Source organism: Streptomyces sp. NPDC045287 (assembly GCF_056432325.1).
On the sequence record NZ_JBWKJG010000009.1, the window covers coordinates 1 to 18,494 of the forward strand.

Here is an 18,494-nt window from a genome sequence, read left to right on the forward strand (position 1 = left end):
ACGGCATCACCGGAGAAGATCCCCACCCGCATCGCACCCCGCTCCCGCAGGTGCCGGGTCAACGCCCGGGTGTCGATGCCACTGATCCCCACAACACCCTGCCGCTCCAACTCCTCGTCGAGGGAGCGCCGGGAGCGCCAGTTGGAGGGGGTGCGGGCGGGGTCGCGGACCACGTATCCGGAGACCCAGATACGGGCGGACTCGTGGTCCTCGTCGTTGACGCCGGTGTTGCCGACGTGCGGGGCCGTCATGACGACGACCTGGCGGTGGTAGGAGGGGTCGGTCAGGGTCTCCTGGTAACCGGTCATTCCGGTGGAGAAGACGGCCTCGCCGAATGTCTCCCCCACGGCCCCGTAGGCCCGGCCGCGGAAGCTGCGGCCGTCCTCCAGGACGAGTACGGCGGGAACCCTGGTTCCCCGGGTGGAGGTCGTCATCGTGCGGCGCCTTCCGTCGTGGTGGTCTCGGTGCTGAGGGAATTGATGGCGGTGACCCATGCGGGGTGGTCGGCGGCCCGGTCGGAGCGGAAGCCGGAGTCGATCAGCTGGTCGCCGTGGGCCCAGGTGACGACCAGCAGGCCGCCTTCGGTGAGGACCTTGCCGGCGATGCCCTTGTCGAGCCGCGCCCCGCGCAGCCGGTCGGCCGGGATGAAGAAGTCGGTGGCCCCGGGGCGTACGACCTCCAGCCCGGCGCCGGTCAGTGCGAGCTCGGCGCGGCTGCGGGTGCCGAGGCCGTGGGCCACGATCCGGTCGAGCCACTGCCCGGCGGTGGTGGACCCGTGGTACCGGCCGCTGAGCGCGAGCGTCACCTCGCCGGGGTCCTTCGGCGCGGTGGGGAGCGCGGGCAGGTCGGACTGCAGGCTGACGCGCCACTTCCACCCCTGGCGCATCAGCCAGTAGGCGAGGGCGATGAAGAGGAGCAGGACGCCGACCCAGCCGAGGCGGGCGGTCCAGTCGGTCACCTCGGCCGACCGGGGTTCGGCGGCGAGGGGGATCAGAGGTGTCACGCGAGCTTCCCGTCCATGAGCGTTGCCCTGCCCCGCAGGAAGGTGTGGGTGACGCGTCCCGGCAGCTCGCGGCCCTCGTAGGGGGTGTTGCGGCTGCGGGAGGCGAAGCCCGCGGGGTCCACGGTTCCACGGTATGCCGGATCGACCAGCGTCAGGTTCGCGGGCTCGCCCACCGAGACGGGACGGCCGTGGCCGGTGGCGCCGCCGATCCGGGCGGGAGCGAAGGACATGCGGTCGGCGACGGCCGCCCAGTCGAGCAGGCCCGTGTCGACCATCGTGTGCTGGACCACGGACAGCGCGGTCTCCAGGCCGACCATGCCCATGGCGGCGGCGGCCCACTCGCAGTCCTTGTCCTCGTGCGGGTGCGGGGCGTGGTCGGTGGCGACGATGTCGATCGTGCCGTCGGCGAGGGCCTCGCGCAGGGCCATCACGTCGCGCTCGGTGCGCAGCGGCGGGTTGACCTTGTAGACCGGGTTGTACGTGCGGACCATCTCGTCGGTGAGGAGGAGGTGGTGCGGGGTGACCTCGGCGGTGACGTCGATGCCGCGGGACTTGGCCCAGCGGACGATCTCGACCGAGCCGGCGGTCGACAGGTGGCAGATGTGGACGCGGGAGCCGACGTGCTCGGCGAGGAGGACGTCGCGGGCGATGATCGACTCCTCGGCGACGGCGGGCCAGCCGCCGAGGCCGAGTTCGGCGGAGACGACGCCCTCGTTCATCTGGGCGCCCTCGGTGAGCCGGGGCTCCTGGGCGTGCTGGGCGATGACGCCGCCGAACGCCTTCACGTACTCCAGGGCGCGACGCATGATCACGGCGTCGTCGACGCACTTGCCGTCGTCGGAGAAGACGGTGACGCCGGCGGCGGACTCGTGCATGGCGCCGAGCTCGGCGAGCTGCCTGCCCTCCAGGCCGACGGTGACGGCGCCGATGGGCTGTACGTCGCAGTAGCCGTGCTCGCGGCCCAGGCGGTAGACCTGCTCGACGACGCCGGCGGTGTCGGCGACGGGGAAGGTGTTGGCCATGGCGAAGACGGCCGTGTAGCCGCCGCTCGCGGCGGCGCGGGTGCCGGTGAGGACGGTCTCGGAGTCCTCGCGGCCGGGCTCGCGCAGGTGGGTGTGGAGGTCGACGAGACCGGGCAGCAGGATCAGCCCCTCGGCCTCGACGACGGTGGCGCCCTCGGCGCTCGGGCCGGTGCCGTCGGAGCCGATTCCGCCCCGCGGGGCGGTGGCGGCGATCGTCCCGTCCTCGATGAGGACGTCCTGGGCCTCGCCGCCGAGGACCTTCGCACCACGGATCAGGGTCTTGCTCATGCTGGGTTACTTCTCCTCGGTACGGGACGACGGCTGGGTGACGGCGGGCTCGTTGCCGCCGAGCAGCAGGTAGAGGACGGCCATGCGGGTGAAGACGCCGTTGGCGACCTGCTCGACGACGGTGCAGCGGGGGGAGTCGGCGACCTCGGCGGTGATCTCCATGCCGCGGACCATGGGGCCGGGGTGCATGACGACGGCGTGCTCGGGGATCTTCGCCATGCGCTCGGCGTCGAGGCCGTAGCGGCGGGAGTACTCGCGCTCGGTGGGGAAGAAGGCGGCGTTCATCCGCTCGCGCTGGACGCGGAGCATCATGACGGCGTCGCACTTGGGCAGGGCGCTGTCGAGGTCGTACGACACCTCGCAGGGCCAGGTGTCGACGCCGACGGGCACGAGGGTGGGCGGGGCGACCAGGGTGACCTCGGCGCCGAGGGTGTGGAGCAGGTCGACGTTGGAGCGGGCGACACGGCTGTGGAGGACGTCGCCGACGATGGTGACGCGCTTGCCGGACAGGTCCCGGCCGATGCCGGCGTCGTGGCCGACGAGGCGGCGGCGCAGGGTGAAGGCGTCGAGGAGGGCCTGGGTGGGGTGCTGGTGGGTGCCGTCGCCGGCGTTGATCACGGGCGCGTCGATCCAGCCGGAGTTGGCGAGCCGGTAGGGGGCGCCGGAGGCGCTGTGCCGGATGACGACGGCGTCGACGCCCATGGCGGCGAGCGTCTGGGCGGTGTCCTTGAGGGACTCCCCCTTGGAGACGCTGGAACCCTTGGCGGAGAAGTTGATGACGTCGGCGGAGAGGCGCTTTTCGGCCGCCTCGAAGGAGATCCGGGTGCGGGTCGAGTCCTCGAAGAAGAGGTTGCAGATCGTCCGGCCGCGGAGGGTGGGCAGCTTCTTGATCGGCCGGTCGGCCATGCGGGCCATTTCCTCGGCGGTGTCGAGGACGAGGACGGCGTCGTCCCTGGTGAGGTCGGCGGCCGAGATGAGGTGGCGCTTCATCTGGGGGTTCTCCGTGGGGTGGGGAGGTCGGTTCCGTGGGCGTGCCGGGCGGGCCGGGGCCGGGTGCGGGCGGGCACCGGTCAGGCCGGTGTGCCGCGGGCAGGCGGCCCGGATTCGCGCGCGCCGGAACCCGTGCCGCGGGACGGGTCGCGGGGTGGGGGGACGCGCGGGCGAGGGCGGGACGCGCCGGTGGCTACTTCTCGCCGGTCGGGGCGGGCTCGCGCACGCCGAGCAGCACGGCGTCGCGGCCGTCCTCCTCGGAGAGCTGGACCTTGACCGTCTCGCGCAGCGACGTGGGGAGGTTCTTGCCGACGTAGTCGGCGCGGATGGGCAGCTCCCGGTGACCGCGGTCGACCAGGACGGCGAGCTGTACGGCGCGGGGGCGGCCGATGTCGCCGAGCGCGTCGAGGGCGGCGCGGATGGTGCGGCCGGAGAACAGCACGTCGTCGACGAGGACCACCAGGCGGCCGTCGACCCCGTCACCGGGGATGTCGGTGCGGGCGAGGGCGCGCGCCGGGTGGAGGCGCAGGTCGTCGCGGTACATGGTGATGTCGAGGGAGCCGACCGGCGTGACGCGGCCGGTGATCTGTTCGAGCTTCTCGGCCAGGCGCCGGGCGAGGAACACGCCGCGCGTGGGGATGCCGAGGAGGACGACGTCGTCGGCGCCCTTGGCGCGCTCGACGATCTCGTGGGCGATGCGGGTCAGGACCCGCGCGATGTCCGGACCCTCGAGGACGGGGCGGGCATCGGACTGCTGGGGGGCGTCCATACGGAACGGACCTCCTTCTCCGCCTCACGGGACGGACCTTAAAGGACGTCGGAATTGCGTCTTCAACCGTACCAGGGCCCGGAAGGGACTCAGTACGGACCGTTCGGCTTGACGCACCCAAGTAACGCTGCGTAACCTCACAGTGAGTTACCAGCCACGCGGCGGAGCCGCACGTTGTAACAGTGTCCAGGGAGCTATATGTCCAGCGAATACGCAAAACAGCTCGGGGCCAAGCTCCGTGCCATCCGCACCCAGCAGGGCCTGTCCCTCCACGGTGTGGAGGAGAAGTCCCAGGGCCGCTGGAAGGCCGTCGTGGTCGGTTCGTACGAGCGCGGCGACCGCGCCGTGACCGTGCAGCGTCTCGCCGAGCTGGCCGACTTCTACGGTGTCCCGGTGCAGGAGCTGCTGCCGGGCACCACGCCGGGCGGCGCCGCCGAGCCGCCGCCGAAGCTGGTCCTGGACCTGGAGCGCCTGGCGCACGTCCCGCAGGAGAAGGCGGGACCGCTGCAGCGCTACGCGGCGACGATCCAGTCCCAGCGCGGCGACTACAACGGCAAGGTGCTGTCGATCCGCCAGGACGACCTGCGCACGCTGGCGGTCATCTACGACCAGTCCCCCTCGGTCCTGACCGAGCAGCTCATCAGCTGGGGCGTCCTGGACGCCGATGCCCGCCGCGCGGTCGCCCACGAGGAGAACTGACCCGCGCAGAAACGTTGCCGCCGGAGGGCGGTCCCGCCCGTCGGGACCGCCCTCCGGTGCGTTCGCGCCGGCGCCGCCGGAAGCGCGCAAGGGGGAGGGCCCGCGGCGGACGCCGCGGGCCCTCCCCCTTGCGCTTGCCGCGTCAGTCCCGGCGGAGGCCGGGCTTCAGGTCCTTGAAGCGGGCCAGCAGTCCGTTGACGAACGACGGCGACTCGTCCGTGGAGAACTCCTTGGCGAGCTGGACGGCCTCGTCGATGGCCACCGCGTCCGGCGTGGCGTCGACCCAGACCAGCTCGTACGCGCCGAGGCGCAGGATGTTCCGGTCGACGACCGGCATCCGGTCGAGCGTCCAGCCCACCGCGTAGGTGGCGATGAGCTCGTCGATGCGCCCGGCGTACTTCGCGTACCCCTCCACGAGCTCCATCGTGTACTCGTTGACCGGCGGCTGCCGGTCGTCGGACCGGGCGTGCCGGATCCAGTCCGCGAGGACCTCCTGCACGGACACGCCGCGCTGGTCGGCCTCGAAGAGGATCTGGAAGGCGCGCTTGCGGGCCTTGTTGCGGGCAGCCACGGTTAGCTGTTCACCCGGCCGAGGTAGTCGCTCGTGCGGGTGTCGACCTTGATCTTCTCACCGGTGGTGATGAAGAGGGGGACCTGGATCTGGTGGCCGGTCTCCAGCGTCGCGGGCTTGGTGCCGCCGGTGGAGCGGTCGCCCTGGACACCGGGCTCGGTCTCGGCGATGGTCAGCTCGACGGCGGCGGGCAGCTCGACGTACAGCACCTCGCCCTCGTGGGTGGCGACGGTGGCGGTGAAGCCCTCGACCAGGAAGTTCGCGGCGTCACCGACGGCGGAGCGGGAGACGTGGAGCTGGTCGTACGTCTGCATGTCCATGAAGACGAAGTACTCGCCGTCCATGTACGAGAACTGCATGTCACGGCGGTCGACGGTGGCCGTCTCGACCTTGACACCGGCGTTGAAGGTCTTGTCGACGATCTTCCCGGAGAGCACGTTCTTGAGCTTGGTGCGCACGAAGGCCGGGCCCTTGCCGGGCTTGACGTGCTGGAACTCGACGACGGACCAGAGCTGGTCGTTGTCGAGCTTGAGCACCATGCCGTTCTTGAGGTCGTTCGTGGTGGCCACGGTTGCGGAATCTCCTGGACTGACGCTGGTGGACGACCGAGGAAGGCACGGTACGCGCTAGAGCGCGAGCAGCTCCTTGGTCGTGATGGTGAGTAGCTCGGGTCCGCCGTCCGCCTCCTGGCGTACGACGAGCGTGTCATCGATCCGGACTCCGCCCCGTCCCGGGAGGTGGACCCCTGGTTCGACGGTGACCGGCACGCAAGCGTCCAGTTTACCCATCGCCGAGGGGGACAAGTGCGGGTCCTCCTCGATTTCGAGGCCCACCCCGTGCCCGAGGGACGGCGCGAGGCCGTCGCCGTGGCCCGCGGCGTCGAGGAGCTGGCGGGCGGCCCGGTCGACGTCACGGCAGGCGGTGCCGGGGGCGAGCGCCTCGCGCGCGGCGCGCTGCGCGGCGAAGACGAGGTCGTACAGCTCGATCTGCCAGTCGGCGGGCGTCGTGCCGATGACGAACGTACGGCCGATCTCGCAGCGGTACCCGCGGTAGCTGGCGCCCAGGCAGACGGAGAGGAAGTCGCCCTCCTCGACGCGGCGGTCGGAGGGGCGGTGGCGGCCCCGGCCGGAGTGCGGGCCGGTGGCGACGGAGGTGGGGAAGGCGGGGCCGTCGGCGCCGTGGTCGACGAGGCGCCGCTCCAGCTCCAGGGCGAGGTGGCGTTCGGTGCGGCCGACGAGGATGGACTCCAGGAGCTCGCCGAGGGCCTGGTCGGTGATCTCGGCGGCGATGCGCAGGCAGGTGATCTCCTCGTCGTCCTTGACGAGGCGCTCCTGTTCGACGGAGGTCCCGAGGTCGTCGAGGCGCAGGTGAGGTGCGGCGGAGCCGATGGCGCGGTACCGGGCGACGCTCAGGTGCCGCTCCTCCACCGCGAGGGTGTCGGCGCCGGCCTGGCGCGCGAGGCCGGCGGCGGCGACGGCGGGGTCGCCGCCGGAGGGCGGGAGGACGGTGAGCCGCAGCGCCTCGTCGACGCGCCCTTCGACGGGGTCGCCGGTGGGGGCGTGGGGACAGAGGAGCACCTCGTCGTCCCCGCTCCCGTCCCCGCCGAGCAGCAGGACGGCGCCGGGCGGTGAAGCGCCCGTGAGGTAGCGGACGTTGGCGGGGCGGGAGACCAGCGCCGCCGCAGATCCGGCCGCCGCGCACCGGTCGCGCAGCCGCCCTCGGCGGTCCGCATACACCTGGGACATGACCCGAGCGTACGAGCGAATCCGCGGCCCGGCAGTTCCAGGGCGTCCGAGCGGGGCGCGGGTCCGGTCACCAGGTGGGCGGGCTCGTCAGGGAACGGGCCAGGACCTCGTCGAGGACGCGGGCCGTCGTCTCCACGTCGTAGTTCGAGTTGTCGATGATCGGCAGGCCCGAGGCGTGCCAGCCGGCCATGCGGCCGTGGATGCCCGCGACCTCCTCGTCGGAGAGGCGCCGGTTGCCGCTGCGCTCGGCGTTGCGCTCCAGGACGATCTCCAGTCCGGGGAGCAGGACCACGGGCAGCAGACCCGGGCCGACGTGCCGCTTCCAACCGCCGAGGCCCACGACCGGGCGGTCCGGGAAGACCGCGTCGTCGAGGATGCAGGAGATGCCGTTCGCCAGGAAGTTCCGCGCGGCGAAGCCGCAGGTGCGGCGGGCCAGCCGGTACTGGGCCTCGGACTGGTCGTTCCATCCCGACTGCGGGTCGGCGAACCCGGCGCACACCCATTCGCGCACGTCGTCGAGGCTGATGTGGGCGGTCGGCACGCGGCGGTGGTGCGCCCAGTACCGGGCGACGGTCGTCTTCCCGGCCCCCGCGGGCCCGATGAGGAGGACGGCGAGGGTGGCGGTGCCCGTACCGGGGGTCGGGCCCGCTCCCGGCTCGGCGGCCGGCGGGGCCGTGACCGGGGCCACCGGCGGCAGGTGGATGTGACCCGTCGTGTCGCGCGGGGGCGGCGGCGGGGCGTGGTGCGGGGCCGGCCAGGCCAGGCCGGGCGTCTGCGGCACGGGCGGCGGGGCCTGCGGCGGCATCGGCCGCCCGTGCGACGCCTGCCCCCCGGGCGCGTGCGGGGGCGGGCCCTGCGGCGCCGGGGCGTGCGGGGGCGGCGGGGGCGGGCCGGGGTGGTGTGCCTGCTGGGGCCACCCGGCCGCCGCGTTCCCCGGCTGGTGGGGCGGCGGCAGCGGGGCCCCCACTGCGTGCTGCATCCGGTGCCACTCCGTCTCGTACGACTGACGCTGCTGAGCGGGCGGCCGTTCGCCGGCGCGCCGTTATCGAACCGTACCCTCCCGGCCCGTCAGACGGTGAACGGCCCGGGAGGGTTCCGGAAGGGCCACCGGCCCGTCAGTCCGTCAACTCGTCGGCCAGGGCGCGCAGCGCGAGCCGGTACGACCCGATGCCGAACCCCGCGACCGTCCCCGTGGCGACCGCCGCGACGACCGAGGTGTGCCGGAACTCCTCGCGGGCGTACGGGTTCGAGATGTGCACCTCGATCAGCGGCGCCGTGCGCTGGGCGGCCGCGTCCCGCAGCGCGTACGAGTAGTGCGTGAAGGCACCCGGGTTCAAAACGACCGGAATCGAGCGGTCGGCCGCCTCGTGCAGCCAGCGGACCAGCTCGCCCTCGTCGTTCGTCTCCCGCACCTCGACGTCGAAGCCGAGCTCCTTGCCGAGCGACCGGCAGGTCTCCACCAGGCCGGCGTAGGAGGTGGCGCCGTACACGTCGGGTTCGCGCGAGCCGAGCCGGCCGAGGTTCGGCCCGTTCAGGACGTACACCGTGCGGACGTCGCCGCGCGTGCGGTCCTTCACGCCGACACCTCCCCGTACGCCGCGAGCAGCACGGCCGGGTCGGGTCCCTCCAGGACGGTCGGCTTGGCCAGCCCGTCGAGGACGATGAAGCGCAGCAGGTTGCCGCGGGACTTCTTGTCGACCTTCATCGTCTCCAGCAGCTTCGGCCACTGGTCGCCGCGGTACGTCAGCGGCAGCCCGACCGACTCCAGGACCGTGCGGTGCCGGTCGGCGGTCGCGTCGTCGAGGCGTCCGGCGAGCCGGCCCAGCTCGGCGGCGAAGACCATGCCGACGGACACGGCTGCGCCGTGCCGCCACTTGTACCGCTCGTTCTTCTCGATCGCGTGGGCGAGGGTGTGGCCGTAGTTGAGGATCTCGCGGAGCCCGGACTCCTTCAGGTCGGAGGAGACGACCTCCGCCTTGACCTTGATGGAGCGGACGATCAGCTCGGCCGTGTGCGGCCCGGCGGGCGTGCGGGCGGCGGCCGGGTCGGACTCGACGAGGTCGAGGATCACCGGGTCGGCGATGAAACCGGCCTTGATGACCTCGGCGAGGCCGCTGACGTAGTCGTGGACGGGCAGCGAGTCCAGCGCGGCCAGGTCGCACAGGACGCCGGCGGGCGGGTGGAACGCGCCGACGAGGTTCTTGCCCTCGGCGGTGTTGATGCCGGTCTTCCCGCCGACCGCCGCGTCGACCATGGCGAGGACGGTCGTCGGCACGGCGATCCAGCGCACCCCGCGCAGCCAGGTCGCCGCGACGAACCCGGCGAGGTCCGTGGTGGCGCCGCCGCCCACGCCGACGATCACGTCGGTGCGGGTGAAGCCGGTCTGGCCGAGCGCCTTCCAGCAGTACGCGGCGACCTCGGCGGTCTTCGCCTCCTCCGCGTTCGGCACCTGGATGGCGACGGCCTCGTACCCCTGGGAGGCGAGGTCCTCGCGCAGCGCCTCACCGGTCTCGGCGAGCGCCTCGGGGTGGATCACGGCGACGCGCCTGGCCCGGTCGCCGACGAGCCCGGCCAGTTCGCCGAGCAGCTGCCGGCCGACCAGTACGTCGTACGGCTCCGAACCGGCGCTGGCGCCGACGTGGATACGGGTAACGGGCATGTCGGTCACGTGTCCTCCTGGCCGGGCGTCGGGGAGCCGGCGGCGTCGGCCGCCGAGGGCCCGGTGCCCGGGGAATGCGAGAGCTCCAGTGCGTCGAGGACCGCGTCGGCGACCTCGTCGGGGGTGCGGTCGTCGGTGGCGACGACGACGCGCGCGACTTCGGTGTACAGGTGGCGGCGGGCCTCCATCAGCTCGCGCCAGCGGCGGCGCGGGTTGACGGCCAGCAGCGGCCGGGCCGCGCCCAGGCCGACGCGCCGGACGGCCTCCTCGACCTCCATCGACAGGTAGGCGACGGGCAGCCCGGCCAGCAGGGCGCGGGTGCCGTCGTCGAGGACGGCGCCCCCGCCGAGGGCGAGGACGCCGGTGTGCTCGGCGAGGGCGGCGCGGACGGCGGCCCGCTCCAGCTCGCGGAAGCGCGGCTCGCCGTCCTCGACGAAGATGTCGGAGATCTCCCGGCCCTCGGCGGCGACGATGTCGGCGTCCGTGTCCCGGTAGGGCACGCCCAGGCGCTCGGCGAGGAGCGTGCCCACGGTGGACTTGCCGGACCCCATCGGCCCGACGAGGACGATCAACGGGCCGCTGCTCACCGGATGTGCAGGTGGTCGAGGTAGGAGCGGACGTTGCGGCGGGTCTCGGCGACGCTGTCGCCGCCGAACTTCTCCGCGACGGCGTCCGCCAGGACGAGCGCGACCATCGCCTCGGCGACGATCCCGGCCGCGGGCACCGCGCACACGTCGGAGCGCTGGTGGTGCGCCTGCGCCGGCTCGCCCGTCACCACGTCGACGGTGCGCAGCGCGCGCGGCACGGTCGCGATGGGCTTCATCGCGGCCCGTACGCGCAGCAGCTCGCCGGTGGTGAGGCCCCCTTCCGTGCCGCCGGAGCGGCCGGAGGTGCGACGGATGCCCTCGTCGGTGGTGACGATCTCGTCGTGGGCCCGGGATCCGGGGACGCGCGCCAGGTCGAAGCCGTCGCCGACCTCGACGCCCTTGATGGCCTGGATGCCCATGAGGGCGGCGGCGAGCCGGGCGTCGAGGCGCCGGTCCCAGTGGACGTGCGAGCCGAGGCCGACGGGCACGCCGTAGGCGAGGACCTCGACCACGCCGCCGAGCGTGTCGCCGTCCTTGTGGGCCTGGTCGATCTCGGCGACCATCGCCTTCGACGCGTCGGCGTCGAGGCAGCGCACCGGGTCGGCGTCGAGCCGCTCCACGTCGGCGGGCGTCGGGTAGACCCCGTAGGGCGCCTTGGCGGCGGCCAGCTCCACGACGTGGCTGACGATCTCGATGCCGGCGGTCTCCTTCAGGTACGACCGCGCGATGGCGCCGAGGGCGACGCGGGCGGCGGTCTCGCGGGCGCTGGCCCGCTCCAGGACCGGCCGGGCCTCGTCGAAGCCGTACTTCTGCATGCCGGCGAGGTCCGCGTGGCCGGGGCGGGGCCGGGTCAGCGGGGCGTTGCGGGCCAGTTCGGCGAGCTCGGCCGGGTCGACCGGGTCGGCCGCCATGACCTTCTCCCACTTGGGCCACTCGGTGTTGCCGACCATGACGGCGACCGGGGAGCCGAGGGTGAGGCCGTGCCGGACGCCGCCGAGGAAGGTGACCTCGTCCCGTTCGAACTTCATCCGCGCACCACGCCCGTAGCCCAGGCGCCGCCGGGCGAGGTGGTCCGCCACCATCTCCGTGGTGACCGGGACGCCGGCGGGAAGACCTTCCAGCGTCGCCACCAGCGCGGGACCATGGGACTCCCCCGCCGTAAGCCAGCGCAACCTGCTCAACGGTGCTCCTTCTCCTGGGGCCGGATCTGCGGACGGCCCGGCCCGGTACGCGGCCGGACCGGCCTCACCCCCGATCCTCCCACGGCCGGACGCCGGCCCGGCCGCCGTCCCAACTGTCGGACAGCGGCCCGGACGGCGGGAGCGGGTCAGGCGCCGACGGCCCCGAGGGCGCTCTCCCCGGCGGCGCGCATCGCCGCGAGGGGTGCCGGGGAGCGGCCGGTCATCTGCTCGACCTGGAGGACGGCCTGGTGGACGAGGAGGTCGAGGCCGCCGACGACCGCGCCGCCGCGCCCGGACCAGGCGGCCGCGAGGGGCGTGGGCCACGGGTCGTACAGCACGTCGAACAGCGTGCCGGGGCGTTCCGGTACGTACGGGGCGAGGGCGTCGGTGGCGCCGGCCGGCGTGGTCGCGACGACGAGGGGCGCGTCGAAGGCGCGGGCGGCGTCGGCCCAGTCGGCCGTGCGCAGGTCGACGCCCAGGCGCTCGCCCCAGCCGCGCATCTCCCCGGCGCGGGCCTCGCTGCGGACGTACGCGGTGACGGGTCCGGAGCAGATCCGGGCCAGGGCGGCGAGTGCGGACGAGGCGGTGGCCCCGGCGCCGAGGACCGCCGCGGCCTCGACCCTCTCCACGCCGCGCTCCCGCAGGGCGGCGACCATGCCGGGGATGTCGGTGTTGTCGCCGACGCGGCGGCCGTCGCCGGTGAGGACGACCGTGTTGACGGCCTCGACGGAGCGGGCGGTGTCGCTGATCCCGTCGAGCAGCGGGATGACCGCGCGCTTGAGCGGCATGGTGAGGGACAGGCCCGCCCAGGACGCGTCGAGCGTGTCGAGGAAGGCCGGCAGCCGGATCTCGTCGACCTCGAACCGGTCGTACGTCCAGCCGGTGAGGCCCAGCTCGGCGTAGGCGGCCCGGTGCAGGACCGGGGAGAGCGAGTGGGCGATCGGCGACCCCAGGACCGCGGCCCTGCGGGTGTCAGCCCCCCTGGTTGTCATTGAACTTGTCCTTGAGTCTGAGGAATTCGTCGTGGGTCTTGGCGAATTCGGTCTTGTGCATGCCGTCGGTCGCCACGAAGTACATCCAGCCGTCCGACGTGGGGGCGAGCGCGGCCGCGAGCGCCTCCTTGCCGGGGTTGCCGATCGGGCCGGGGGTGAGTCCCCTCTGGGTGTACGTGTTGTACGGGTCCTGGTTGCTGTTGATCTCGGACTCGCTGATCTGGATCTCGCTCTGGCCCTTCAGGTAGTTGAAGGCCGAGTCGAACTGGAGGAGCTGGTTCGTCTCGGTGTTGGTGGGCTTGAGCCGGTTGTAGACGACCTCGCTCATCTTGCGGAAGTCGTCCTCGGTCTTGCCCTCCGCCTGGACGAGGCTGGCGACGGTGACCAGCTCCCAGGGACTCTTCAGGCCGAGGGACCCGACCTTCGCCTCCAGGTCGAGCTTGCCGTACTCGGCGTTGGCGCGGGCGACCATCTTCCTCAGGACGTCCTCGGGCTTGTTGCCCTTGGCGACCGGGTAGTCGGCCGGGAAGAGGAAGCCCTCCAGCGGGTCCTTGACGTCGGGGTGGCCGGTCGCCCAGGCGGGCAGACCGAGGTTCTTCGCCTGGGCCTGGGCGACCTCCTCGGTGGTGCCGGGCGACAGTTCGAGGCGCTTGTCGATCTGCTCGTACACCCAGGCGTTGCGCTTGCCCTCGGGGATGATGAGGACGTTGCGGCTCTTGGGGCTGAGCATGGCCTCGACGGCGGAGGCTCCGGACATGCCCTTCTGCAGGGTGTAGAAGCCGGGCTGGATGGACAGGCCCTTGGGGTTCTTCTCCTGGGCGGTGACGAAGGCGTCGACGCTCTTGACGACGCCCGCCTTCACCAGGATGCCGCCGATCTCGGCGCCGACCGCGTCCTTGGGGACCTCGACGGTGACGGTCTCGCCGGTGCCGGACCCGGTGAAGTCGGGCGCGGGGCCGAAGCGGTCCTGCCAGAACTGGTAGCCGAAGTAGCCGACGCCGCCCAGGCCGCCGGCGAGGACCAGGGCGACGAAGAGGCAGGCCACGCCGTTGCGGCTCTTGCGCTTCTTGGCCCGGCCGCGGCGGTCGCGGGCGTCGCGCCGCGATTCGGGCGGGCCGTCGTCGTGTCCGGTGTCCCGCGGATCGTCGGGTCCGGTGTCCCGCGGATCGTCGGGTCCGGTGTCCCGCGGATCGTCACCGGAGCCGTCGTAGCCGCCGTCGTCACCGGGACCGTCGTAGCCGCCGCCATCGGGACCGCCGTCGTCGCCGGGGTGCCGCTCCCGGTCGTCGGGGCGGGGGTCCCCGGCGGGGCCGCCGGGGAAGGGGCGGGGTTCTTCGCTCAGGGCCTCGGCCTGCCACGCCCCGCCCTGGCCCTGGCCGGGGTCGTGGCCGGGATGCGGGATCCGACCGTGCGGGTCCGGGTGGCGCCGGCCGGGGGGCTGCGGCGGCGGGTACGCCTCGGGGGTGCTGTACGGGTCGGCGCCCTGGCCGGTTCCGTACGGGTCGGCGGGCGGGGGCGTCCCGTACGGCATGGCGGCCTGCGGTCCGGTCCCGGTGTCCCAGCCACCGTACTCCTGGCCGCCCGTTCCGTACTGCCGGCCGTCGTGACCCTGCTGGTACGGGTCCTGGTGACCGCCGCCGTACTGCGGCTGCTGGTGGTAGGCGTCTCCGGTCTGCTGGCCCCCCCATCCCTGGTCCCCGTACAGGGGGTCCTCGGGGTGCCAGGGCTGGGAGCCGGGGCTCCGGCCGTACTCAGTCATCGATCCCCAAACAGCCGCGAGGCGTCCGGTACGTCCGCCTCTACGTCGCACGGCGGCCGTTCGAACGCCACCGCATCGCGCGGAACGTTACCGTATCGCGATCAGATGACCACCTCGACGCTCTCGCCGGGCGGATTACCCGATACCCGTTCGGACTCAAGAGCGTTCTGAAGGATGATCACGGCGGCTGCCTGGTCGATGACGGACCGGCCCTTCTTCGCCTTCACCCCCGAGGCACGCAGCCCCTGCGTCGCGGAGACGGTGGTCATCCGTTCGTCTACCAGCCGGACCGGCACGGGGGCGACGCCCCGGGCCAGTTCCTCGGCGAAGGCCCGGACCTTCCCGGCCGCCGGGCCCTCGCGCCCGCTGAGGGAGCGGGGCAGCCCGATGACGACCTCGATCGGCTCGTACTCCTCGACCAGTTGGCGCAGCCGCCGGTGGGCGGCCGGGACGTCCCGTCCCGGCACGGTCTCCACCGGCGTGGCGAGGACCCCGTCGGGGTCGCACGAGGCGACCCCGATCCGGGCGTCCCCGACGTCGACCGCCAGCCGGCGCCCGCGTCGCATCCCGCCCATCAGGCGGTCTCGACGACCAGGCGCTCGACGGCCTCGACGGCGGCGCCGATGGCCTCCGGGTTCTGGCCGCCGCCCTGGGCGACGTCCGGCTTGCCGCCACCGCCGCCGCCGAGCGTCTTGGCGGCGGTGCGGACCAGGTCGCCGGCCTTGAGGCCGCGCTCGCGGGCGGCCTCGTTGGTGGCGATCACGGTCAGCGGACGACCGCCCGCGGTGGTGAACAGGGCGACGACGGCCGGCCGGTCGCCGGGGATGCGGCCGCGCACGTCGAGGACGAGCCTGCGCAGGTCGTCGGCGCCGGTGCCGTCCGGGACCTGGCCGGTGACCAGGGCGACGCCGCAGACGTCCTTGGCGGATTCGGCGAGCCCGGCGGCGGCCTGGAGGACCTTCTCCGCGCGGAACTTCTCGATCTCCTTCTCGGCGTCCTTCAGCTTGGCGAGCATGCCGGAGATCTTCTCGGGCAGCTCCTCGGGACGGCCCTTGACCAGCTCCTGGAGCTGGGCGACGACCGTGTGCTCCCGGGCGAGGAAGTGGTAGGCGTCGACGCCGACGAGGGCCTCGATGCGGCGCACGCCGGAGCCGATGGAGGACTCGCCGAGCAGCTTCACCAGGCCGAGCTGGGCGGTGTTGTGGACGTGCGTGCCACCACAGAGCTCCTTGGAGAAGTCCCCGATGGTGACGACGCGGACCCGCTCGCCGTACTTCTCGCCGAACTCGGCGATGGCGCCCTGCCTCTTGGCCTCGTCGATCGGCATGACCTCGGCGTGCACGTCGAGCTCGCGGGCCAGCACCTCGTTGATCTTCTGCTCGACGTCCGTCATGACCGCCTGCGGCACGGCGGACGGCGAGCCGAAGTCGAAGCGGAAGCGGCCGGGCTGGTTCTCCGAACCGGCCTGGGCGGCCGTCGGGCCGAGGGCGTCACGCAGCGCCTGGTGCGTGAGGTGCGTGGCGCTGTGGGCGCGGGCGATGGCGCGGCGGCGCCTGACGTCGATGGCGGCGTAGGCGGTGGCGCCCACGGTCACCTCGCCGACCTGGACCGATCCCTTGTGCACGGACACGCCGGGGACCGGCTGCTGGACGTCGCGCACCTCGATGACGGCGCCGCTGTGCAGCTTGATGCGGCCGGTGTCGGCGATCTGGCCGCCGCCCTCGGCGTAGAACGGGGTGCGGTCGAGGACGACCTCGACGTCGTCACCCTCGGAGGCGGCCGGGGAGGGGACGCCGTTGACGAGGAGGCCGACGACCGTGGTCTCGCCCTCGGTGTTCGTGTAGCCGGTGAACTCGGTGGCGCCGGAGGTGTCGGCGATCTCGCGGTAGGCGGTGACGTCGGCGTGGCCGGTCTTCTTGGCCCTGGCGTCGGCCTTGGCGCGCTCCCGCTGCTCCTTCATCAGGCGGCGGAAGCCGTCCTCGTCCACGGAGAGGCCCTGCTCGGCGGCCATCTCCAGGGTGAGGTCGATGGGGAAGCCCCAGGTGTCGTGGAGCAGGAACGCCTTGTCGCCGGGGAGGACCTTGCCGCCGGTGGCCTTGGTCTCGGTGACGGCCGTGTCGAGGATGTTGGTGCCGGCCTTCAGCGTCTTGAGGAAGGCGGCCTCCTCGGCGAGGGCGACCGTCTCGATGCGCTTGCGGTCCGTCTCCAGCTCGGGGTACTGCTCGCCCATCGTGCGGATGACCGTGTCGACGAGCTGGCCGACGACCGGGCCGGTGGCGCCGAGGAGGCGCATGTTGCGGATGGCGCGGCGCATGATGCGGCGCAGGACGTAGCCGCGGCCCTCGTTGCCGGGGGTGACGCCGTCGCCGATGAGCATGACGGACGTGCGCATGTGGTCGGCGACCACGCGCAGGGAGACGTCGCTGTCCTGGGCCTGCCCGTAGCGGACACCGGTCAGCTCGGTGGCCTTGTCGATGACGACCTTCAGGGTGTCGGTCTCGTACATGTTCTGCACGCCCTGGAGGATCATCGCCAGGCGCTCCAGACCGAGGCCCGTGTCGATGTTCTTGCTCGGGAGGTCACCGAGGATCGGGAAGTCCTCCTTGCCGGTGCCCTCGCCGCGCTCGTACTGCATGAAGACGAGGTTCCAGATCTCCACGTACCGCTCGTCGTTGACGGCCGGGCCGCCCTCGACGCCGAACTCGGGGCCGCGGTCGTAGTTGATCTCGGAGCAGGGGCCGCAGGGGCCGGGGACGCCCATGGACCAGAAGTTGTCCTTCTTGCCCAGGCGCTGGATGCGCTCGGCGGGGACGCCCACCACGTCGCGCCAGATCTGCTCGGCCTCGTCGTCGTCCTGGTAGACCGTGATCCAGAGCTTCTCCGGCTCCAGGCCGTAGCCGCCGTGCCCGACCGGGGTGGTGAGCAGCTCCCAGGCGAGCTTGATGGCGCCTTCCTTGAAGTAGTCGCCGAAGGAGAAGTTGCCGCACATCTGGAAGAACGTGCCGTGGCGAGTGGTCTTGCCGACCTCTTCGATGTCCGGCGTGCGCACGCACTTCTGGACGCTGGAGGCGCGCTGGTACGGCGGCTTCTCCTCACCCAGGAAGTACGGCTTGAACGGCACCATGCCGGCGTTGACCAGGAGCAGAGTCGGGTCGTCCGCGATGAGCGACGCCGAAGGCACGACGGTGTGCCCGCGCTCCTCGAAGAAGCTCAGCCAGCGGCGGCGGATTTCAGCCGACTCCATCAGTGGTCCTCATTCCGGTTGTACGGGTGGGTGGGGTACGGGTGCGGGTGGACGTGGTGGCCCGGGGCGGCCGGGCCGCCGCCCGGCCCGAGCGCCGTGCGGCGGGGGCCGGGGAGGGCCGGGTCGACCGGTGCGTCCAGCCCCAGTGCGTCTTCCAGCTCCGCCTCGCGCTGGAGCATTCCCGCGCGGACGTCGAGGGCGAAGTCCCTGAGCCGGTGGCCCGTCTCGATCGCCTTGTCGGCGGCCTGGGCGGCGAGGCTCTCGGGGGTGAGCTGCTTGAGCTTGCGGTTGACCTTGGTGGTGGCCCACACGCCGGCTGCCGCGCCGGCGGTGAACCAGAATGCCCGGCGGAACATGTGTCGCGTCAGCCTTTCCGGTTCCGGCCGCCGCGCGCCCTGGGCACCGTGCGGCCGACGATGACGGTGCGCCGCGACCGCTGCCGTTCGGCGGGCCGGTCGGTCTTGTCGCGGCTCAGCGCCCGGCGTACGCCGTAGCCGAACGCCGCGACCTTGACGAGGGGGCCGCCGAAGGTGGAGGCGACGGTCGTGGAGAGCGCGGACGCGTTGGAGGTGACCTCCTGGACGTCCGAGGCGATGGCGTCGACCCGGTCGAGCTGGGTCTGCGCGGAGCGCACGGTCGCGGAGGCGTCGGCCAGCAGGGGCACCGCCTGCTCGGTCACCTCCGCCACGAGCCGGGTGGTCGCCCTGAGCGTCTGGGCCAGCCTCACCAGCACCACGGCCAGGAAGGACACCAGGATCGCCCAGAAGACGGCCACCAGGATCCCGGCAACCTCTCCACCGGTCACTGCGCACCGCTCTCTGCTCGTCGAAGCCCGTTGTGATTCGTTGTGATTCTCGGTACCTGAAAGTCGTCCTCCGAGCCTATCGCGCCCCTGGTGGCTTCCCGAACCGGATATGGCGCCGCCGGGCGGGGGCGGGCGCGGCCGATTGTACGGAGAGCATCGATCTCGGTACGCTCCGTGCCC

General features: G+C 72.8%; 20 protein-coding genes. 1 reads left to right on the forward strand and 19 read right to left on the reverse strand.

The window, feature by feature from the left end:
- The 5 genes from AC07D6_RS16560 to pyrR all read right to left on the reverse strand — a co-directional run.
- Positions 1 to 434, reverse strand: a 434-nt coding sequence (locus AC07D6_RS16560) for a carbamoyl-phosphate synthase domain-containing protein (protein WP_479044983.1), incomplete at its 3' end; no start/stop codon positions are given.
- Positions 431 to 1,003, reverse strand: a complete 573-nt coding sequence (locus AC07D6_RS16565) for a PH-like domain-containing protein (RefSeq protein WP_479044984.1) — start codon at positions 1,001 to 1,003, stop codon at positions 431 to 433. The genes AC07D6_RS16565 and AC07D6_RS16560, both read right to left, overlap by 4 nt.
- Positions 1,000 to 2,313 carry a dihydroorotase gene (locus tag AC07D6_RS16570; RefSeq protein ID WP_315881732.1) on the reverse strand — a complete coding sequence of 438 codons (1,314 nt, stop codon included), beginning with the start codon at positions 2,311 to 2,313 and terminating at the stop codon, positions 1,000 to 1,002. The genes AC07D6_RS16565 and AC07D6_RS16570 overlap by 4 nt, the downstream gene beginning before the upstream one ends.
- Positions 2,314 to 2,319: 6 nt before the next feature.
- Complete coding sequence (locus AC07D6_RS16575) at positions 2,320 to 3,303, reverse strand: aspartate carbamoyltransferase catalytic subunit (RefSeq protein WP_315881731.1); 984 nt, start codon at positions 3,301 to 3,303, stop codon at positions 2,320 to 2,322.
- A gap of 193 nt (positions 3,304 to 3,496) precedes the next feature.
- Positions 3,497 to 4,072, reverse strand: a complete 576-nt coding sequence (pyrR, locus tag AC07D6_RS16580) for a bifunctional pyr operon transcriptional regulator/uracil phosphoribosyltransferase PyrR (RefSeq protein ID WP_315881730.1) — start codon at positions 4,070 to 4,072, stop codon at positions 3,497 to 3,499.
- Positions 4,073 to 4,270: 198 nt separating this feature from the next.
- Here pyrR and bldD point away from each other — a divergent pair, with 198 nt between their 5' ends.
- The gene (gene bldD, locus AC07D6_RS16585; RefSeq protein ID WP_015032294.1) at positions 4,271 to 4,771 is read left to right on the forward strand and encodes a transcriptional regulator BldD; all 501 of its coding nucleotides are present in this window, start codon (positions 4,271 to 4,273) and stop codon (positions 4,769 to 4,771) included.
- Positions 4,772 to 4,913: 142 nt separating this feature from the next.
- Here bldD and nusB read toward each other — a convergent pair whose 3' ends face one another.
- The 14 genes from nusB to AC07D6_RS16655 all read right to left on the reverse strand — a co-directional run bounded on the left by nusB (position 4,914) and on the right by AC07D6_RS16655 (position 18,314).
- On the reverse strand, positions 4,914 to 5,342 hold the full coding sequence (gene nusB, locus AC07D6_RS16590; protein WP_315881396.1) for a transcription antitermination factor NusB: 429 nt from the start codon (positions 5,340 to 5,342) through the stop codon (positions 4,914 to 4,916).
- Between the two features lie 2 nt (positions 5,343 to 5,344).
- Complete coding sequence (gene efp / locus AC07D6_RS16595; protein WP_315881397.1) at positions 5,345 to 5,911, reverse strand: elongation factor P; 567 nt, start codon at positions 5,909 to 5,911, stop codon at positions 5,345 to 5,347.
- A 57-nt stretch (positions 5,912 to 5,968) separates the two neighbouring features.
- Positions 5,969 to 7,087, reverse strand: coding sequence for an aminopeptidase P family protein (locus AC07D6_RS16600; protein WP_479044989.1), 1,119 nt, complete (start codon positions 7,085 to 7,087; stop codon positions 5,969 to 5,971).
- Between the two features lie 67 nt (positions 7,088 to 7,154).
- Positions 7,155 to 8,066, reverse strand: coding sequence for a Pro-rich N-terminal domain-containing protein (locus AC07D6_RS16605; RefSeq protein ID WP_315881399.1), 912 nt, complete (start codon positions 8,064 to 8,066; stop codon positions 7,155 to 7,157).
- Positions 8,067 to 8,202: 136 nt separating this feature from the next.
- Positions 8,203 to 8,664, reverse strand: a complete 462-nt coding sequence (aroQ, locus tag AC07D6_RS16610) for a type II 3-dehydroquinate dehydratase (protein WP_315881400.1) — start codon at positions 8,662 to 8,664, stop codon at positions 8,203 to 8,205.
- The gene (gene aroB, locus AC07D6_RS16615) at positions 8,661 to 9,755 is read right to left on the reverse strand and encodes a 3-dehydroquinate synthase (RefSeq protein WP_315881401.1); all 1,095 of its coding nucleotides are present in this window, start codon (positions 9,753 to 9,755) and stop codon (positions 8,661 to 8,663) included. Before aroB ends, aroQ begins: the two co-directional genes overlap by 4 nt.
- A complete protein-coding gene (locus AC07D6_RS16620) occupies positions 9,752 to 10,333 on the reverse strand; it encodes a shikimate kinase (RefSeq protein WP_315881402.1) in 582 nt (193 codons plus the stop codon). The genes aroB and AC07D6_RS16620 overlap by 4 nt, the downstream gene beginning before the upstream one ends.
- Positions 10,330 to 11,514: a chorismate synthase gene (gene aroC / locus AC07D6_RS16625; RefSeq protein ID WP_315881403.1), complete on the reverse strand. Its 1,185-nt coding sequence runs from the start codon at positions 11,512 to 11,514 to the stop codon at positions 10,330 to 10,332. Before aroC ends, AC07D6_RS16620 begins: the two co-directional genes overlap by 4 nt.
- 146 nt (positions 11,515 to 11,660) lie before the next feature.
- Positions 11,661 to 12,506, reverse strand: coding sequence for a shikimate dehydrogenase (locus AC07D6_RS16630; RefSeq protein ID WP_479044993.1), 846 nt, complete (start codon positions 12,504 to 12,506; stop codon positions 11,661 to 11,663).
- The gene (gene mltG, locus AC07D6_RS16635) at positions 12,487 to 14,265 is read right to left on the reverse strand and encodes an endolytic transglycosylase MltG (RefSeq protein WP_479044995.1); all 1,779 of its coding nucleotides are present in this window, start codon (positions 14,263 to 14,265) and stop codon (positions 12,487 to 12,489) included. Before mltG ends, AC07D6_RS16630 begins: the two co-directional genes overlap by 20 nt.
- Before the next feature lie 101 nt (positions 14,266 to 14,366).
- Positions 14,367 to 14,840, reverse strand: a complete 474-nt coding sequence (ruvX, locus tag AC07D6_RS16640; RefSeq protein WP_315881406.1) for a Holliday junction resolvase RuvX — start codon at positions 14,838 to 14,840, stop codon at positions 14,367 to 14,369.
- Positions 14,840 to 17,509: an alanine--tRNA ligase gene (gene alaS, locus AC07D6_RS16645; RefSeq protein WP_479044997.1), complete on the reverse strand. Its 2,670-nt coding sequence runs from the start codon at positions 17,507 to 17,509 to the stop codon at positions 14,840 to 14,842. Before alaS ends, ruvX begins: the two co-directional genes overlap by 1 nt.
- Positions 17,509 to 17,865: a DUF6167 family protein gene (locus AC07D6_RS16650; protein ID WP_315881408.1), complete on the reverse strand. Its 357-nt coding sequence runs from the start codon at positions 17,863 to 17,865 to the stop codon at positions 17,509 to 17,511. The genes alaS and AC07D6_RS16650 overlap by 1 nt, the downstream gene beginning before the upstream one ends.
- Positions 17,866 to 17,873: 8 nt before the next feature.
- Positions 17,874 to 18,314, reverse strand: a complete 441-nt coding sequence (locus tag AC07D6_RS16655) for a DUF948 domain-containing protein (RefSeq protein ID WP_315881409.1) — start codon at positions 18,312 to 18,314, stop codon at positions 17,874 to 17,876.
- Between the last annotated feature and the right edge of the window lie 180 nt (positions 18,315 to 18,494).

Excerpts from the sequence above, each read along its gene's own strand:
- AC07D6_RS16600 (WP_479044989.1), bottom strand. The coding sequence starts at position 7,087 with ATGTCCCAGGTGTATGCGGACCGCCGAGGGCGGCTGCGCGACCGGTGC.
- AC07D6_RS16605 (WP_315881399.1), bottom strand. The coding sequence starts at position 8,066 with ATGCAGCACGCAGTGGGGGCCCCGCTGCCGCCGCCCCACCAGCCGGGG.
- AC07D6_RS16650 (WP_315881408.1), bottom strand. The coding sequence starts at position 17,865 with ATGTTCCGCCGGGCATTCTGGTTCACCGCCGGCGCGGCAGCCGGCGTG.
- ruvX (WP_315881406.1), bottom strand. The coding sequence starts at position 14,840 with ATGGGCGGGATGCGACGCGGGCGCCGGCTGGCGGTCGACGTCGGGGAC.
- AC07D6_RS16630 (WP_479044993.1), bottom strand. The coding sequence starts at position 12,506 with ATGACAACCAGGGGGGCTGACACCCGCAGGGCCGCGGTCCTGGGGTCG.
- alaS (WP_479044997.1), bottom strand. The coding sequence starts at position 17,509 with ATGGAGTCGGCTGAAATCCGCCGCCGCTGGCTGAGCTTCTTCGAGGAG.
- pyrR (WP_315881730.1), bottom strand. The coding sequence starts at position 4,072 with ATGGACGCCCCCCAGCAGTCCGATGCCCGCCCCGTCCTCGAGGGTCCG.
- AC07D6_RS16570 (WP_315881732.1), bottom strand. The coding sequence starts at position 2,313 with ATGAGCAAGACCCTGATCCGTGGTGCGAAGGTCCTCGGCGGCGAGGCC.
- AC07D6_RS16575 (WP_315881731.1), bottom strand. The coding sequence starts at position 3,303 with ATGAAGCGCCACCTCATCTCGGCCGCCGACCTCACCAGGGACGACGCC.
- mltG (WP_479044995.1), bottom strand. The coding sequence starts at position 14,265 with ATGACTGAGTACGGCCGGAGCCCCGGCTCCCAGCCCTGGCACCCCGAG.
- bldD (WP_015032294.1), top strand. The coding sequence starts at position 4,271 with ATGTCCAGCGAATACGCAAAACAGCTCGGGGCCAAGCTCCGTGCCATC.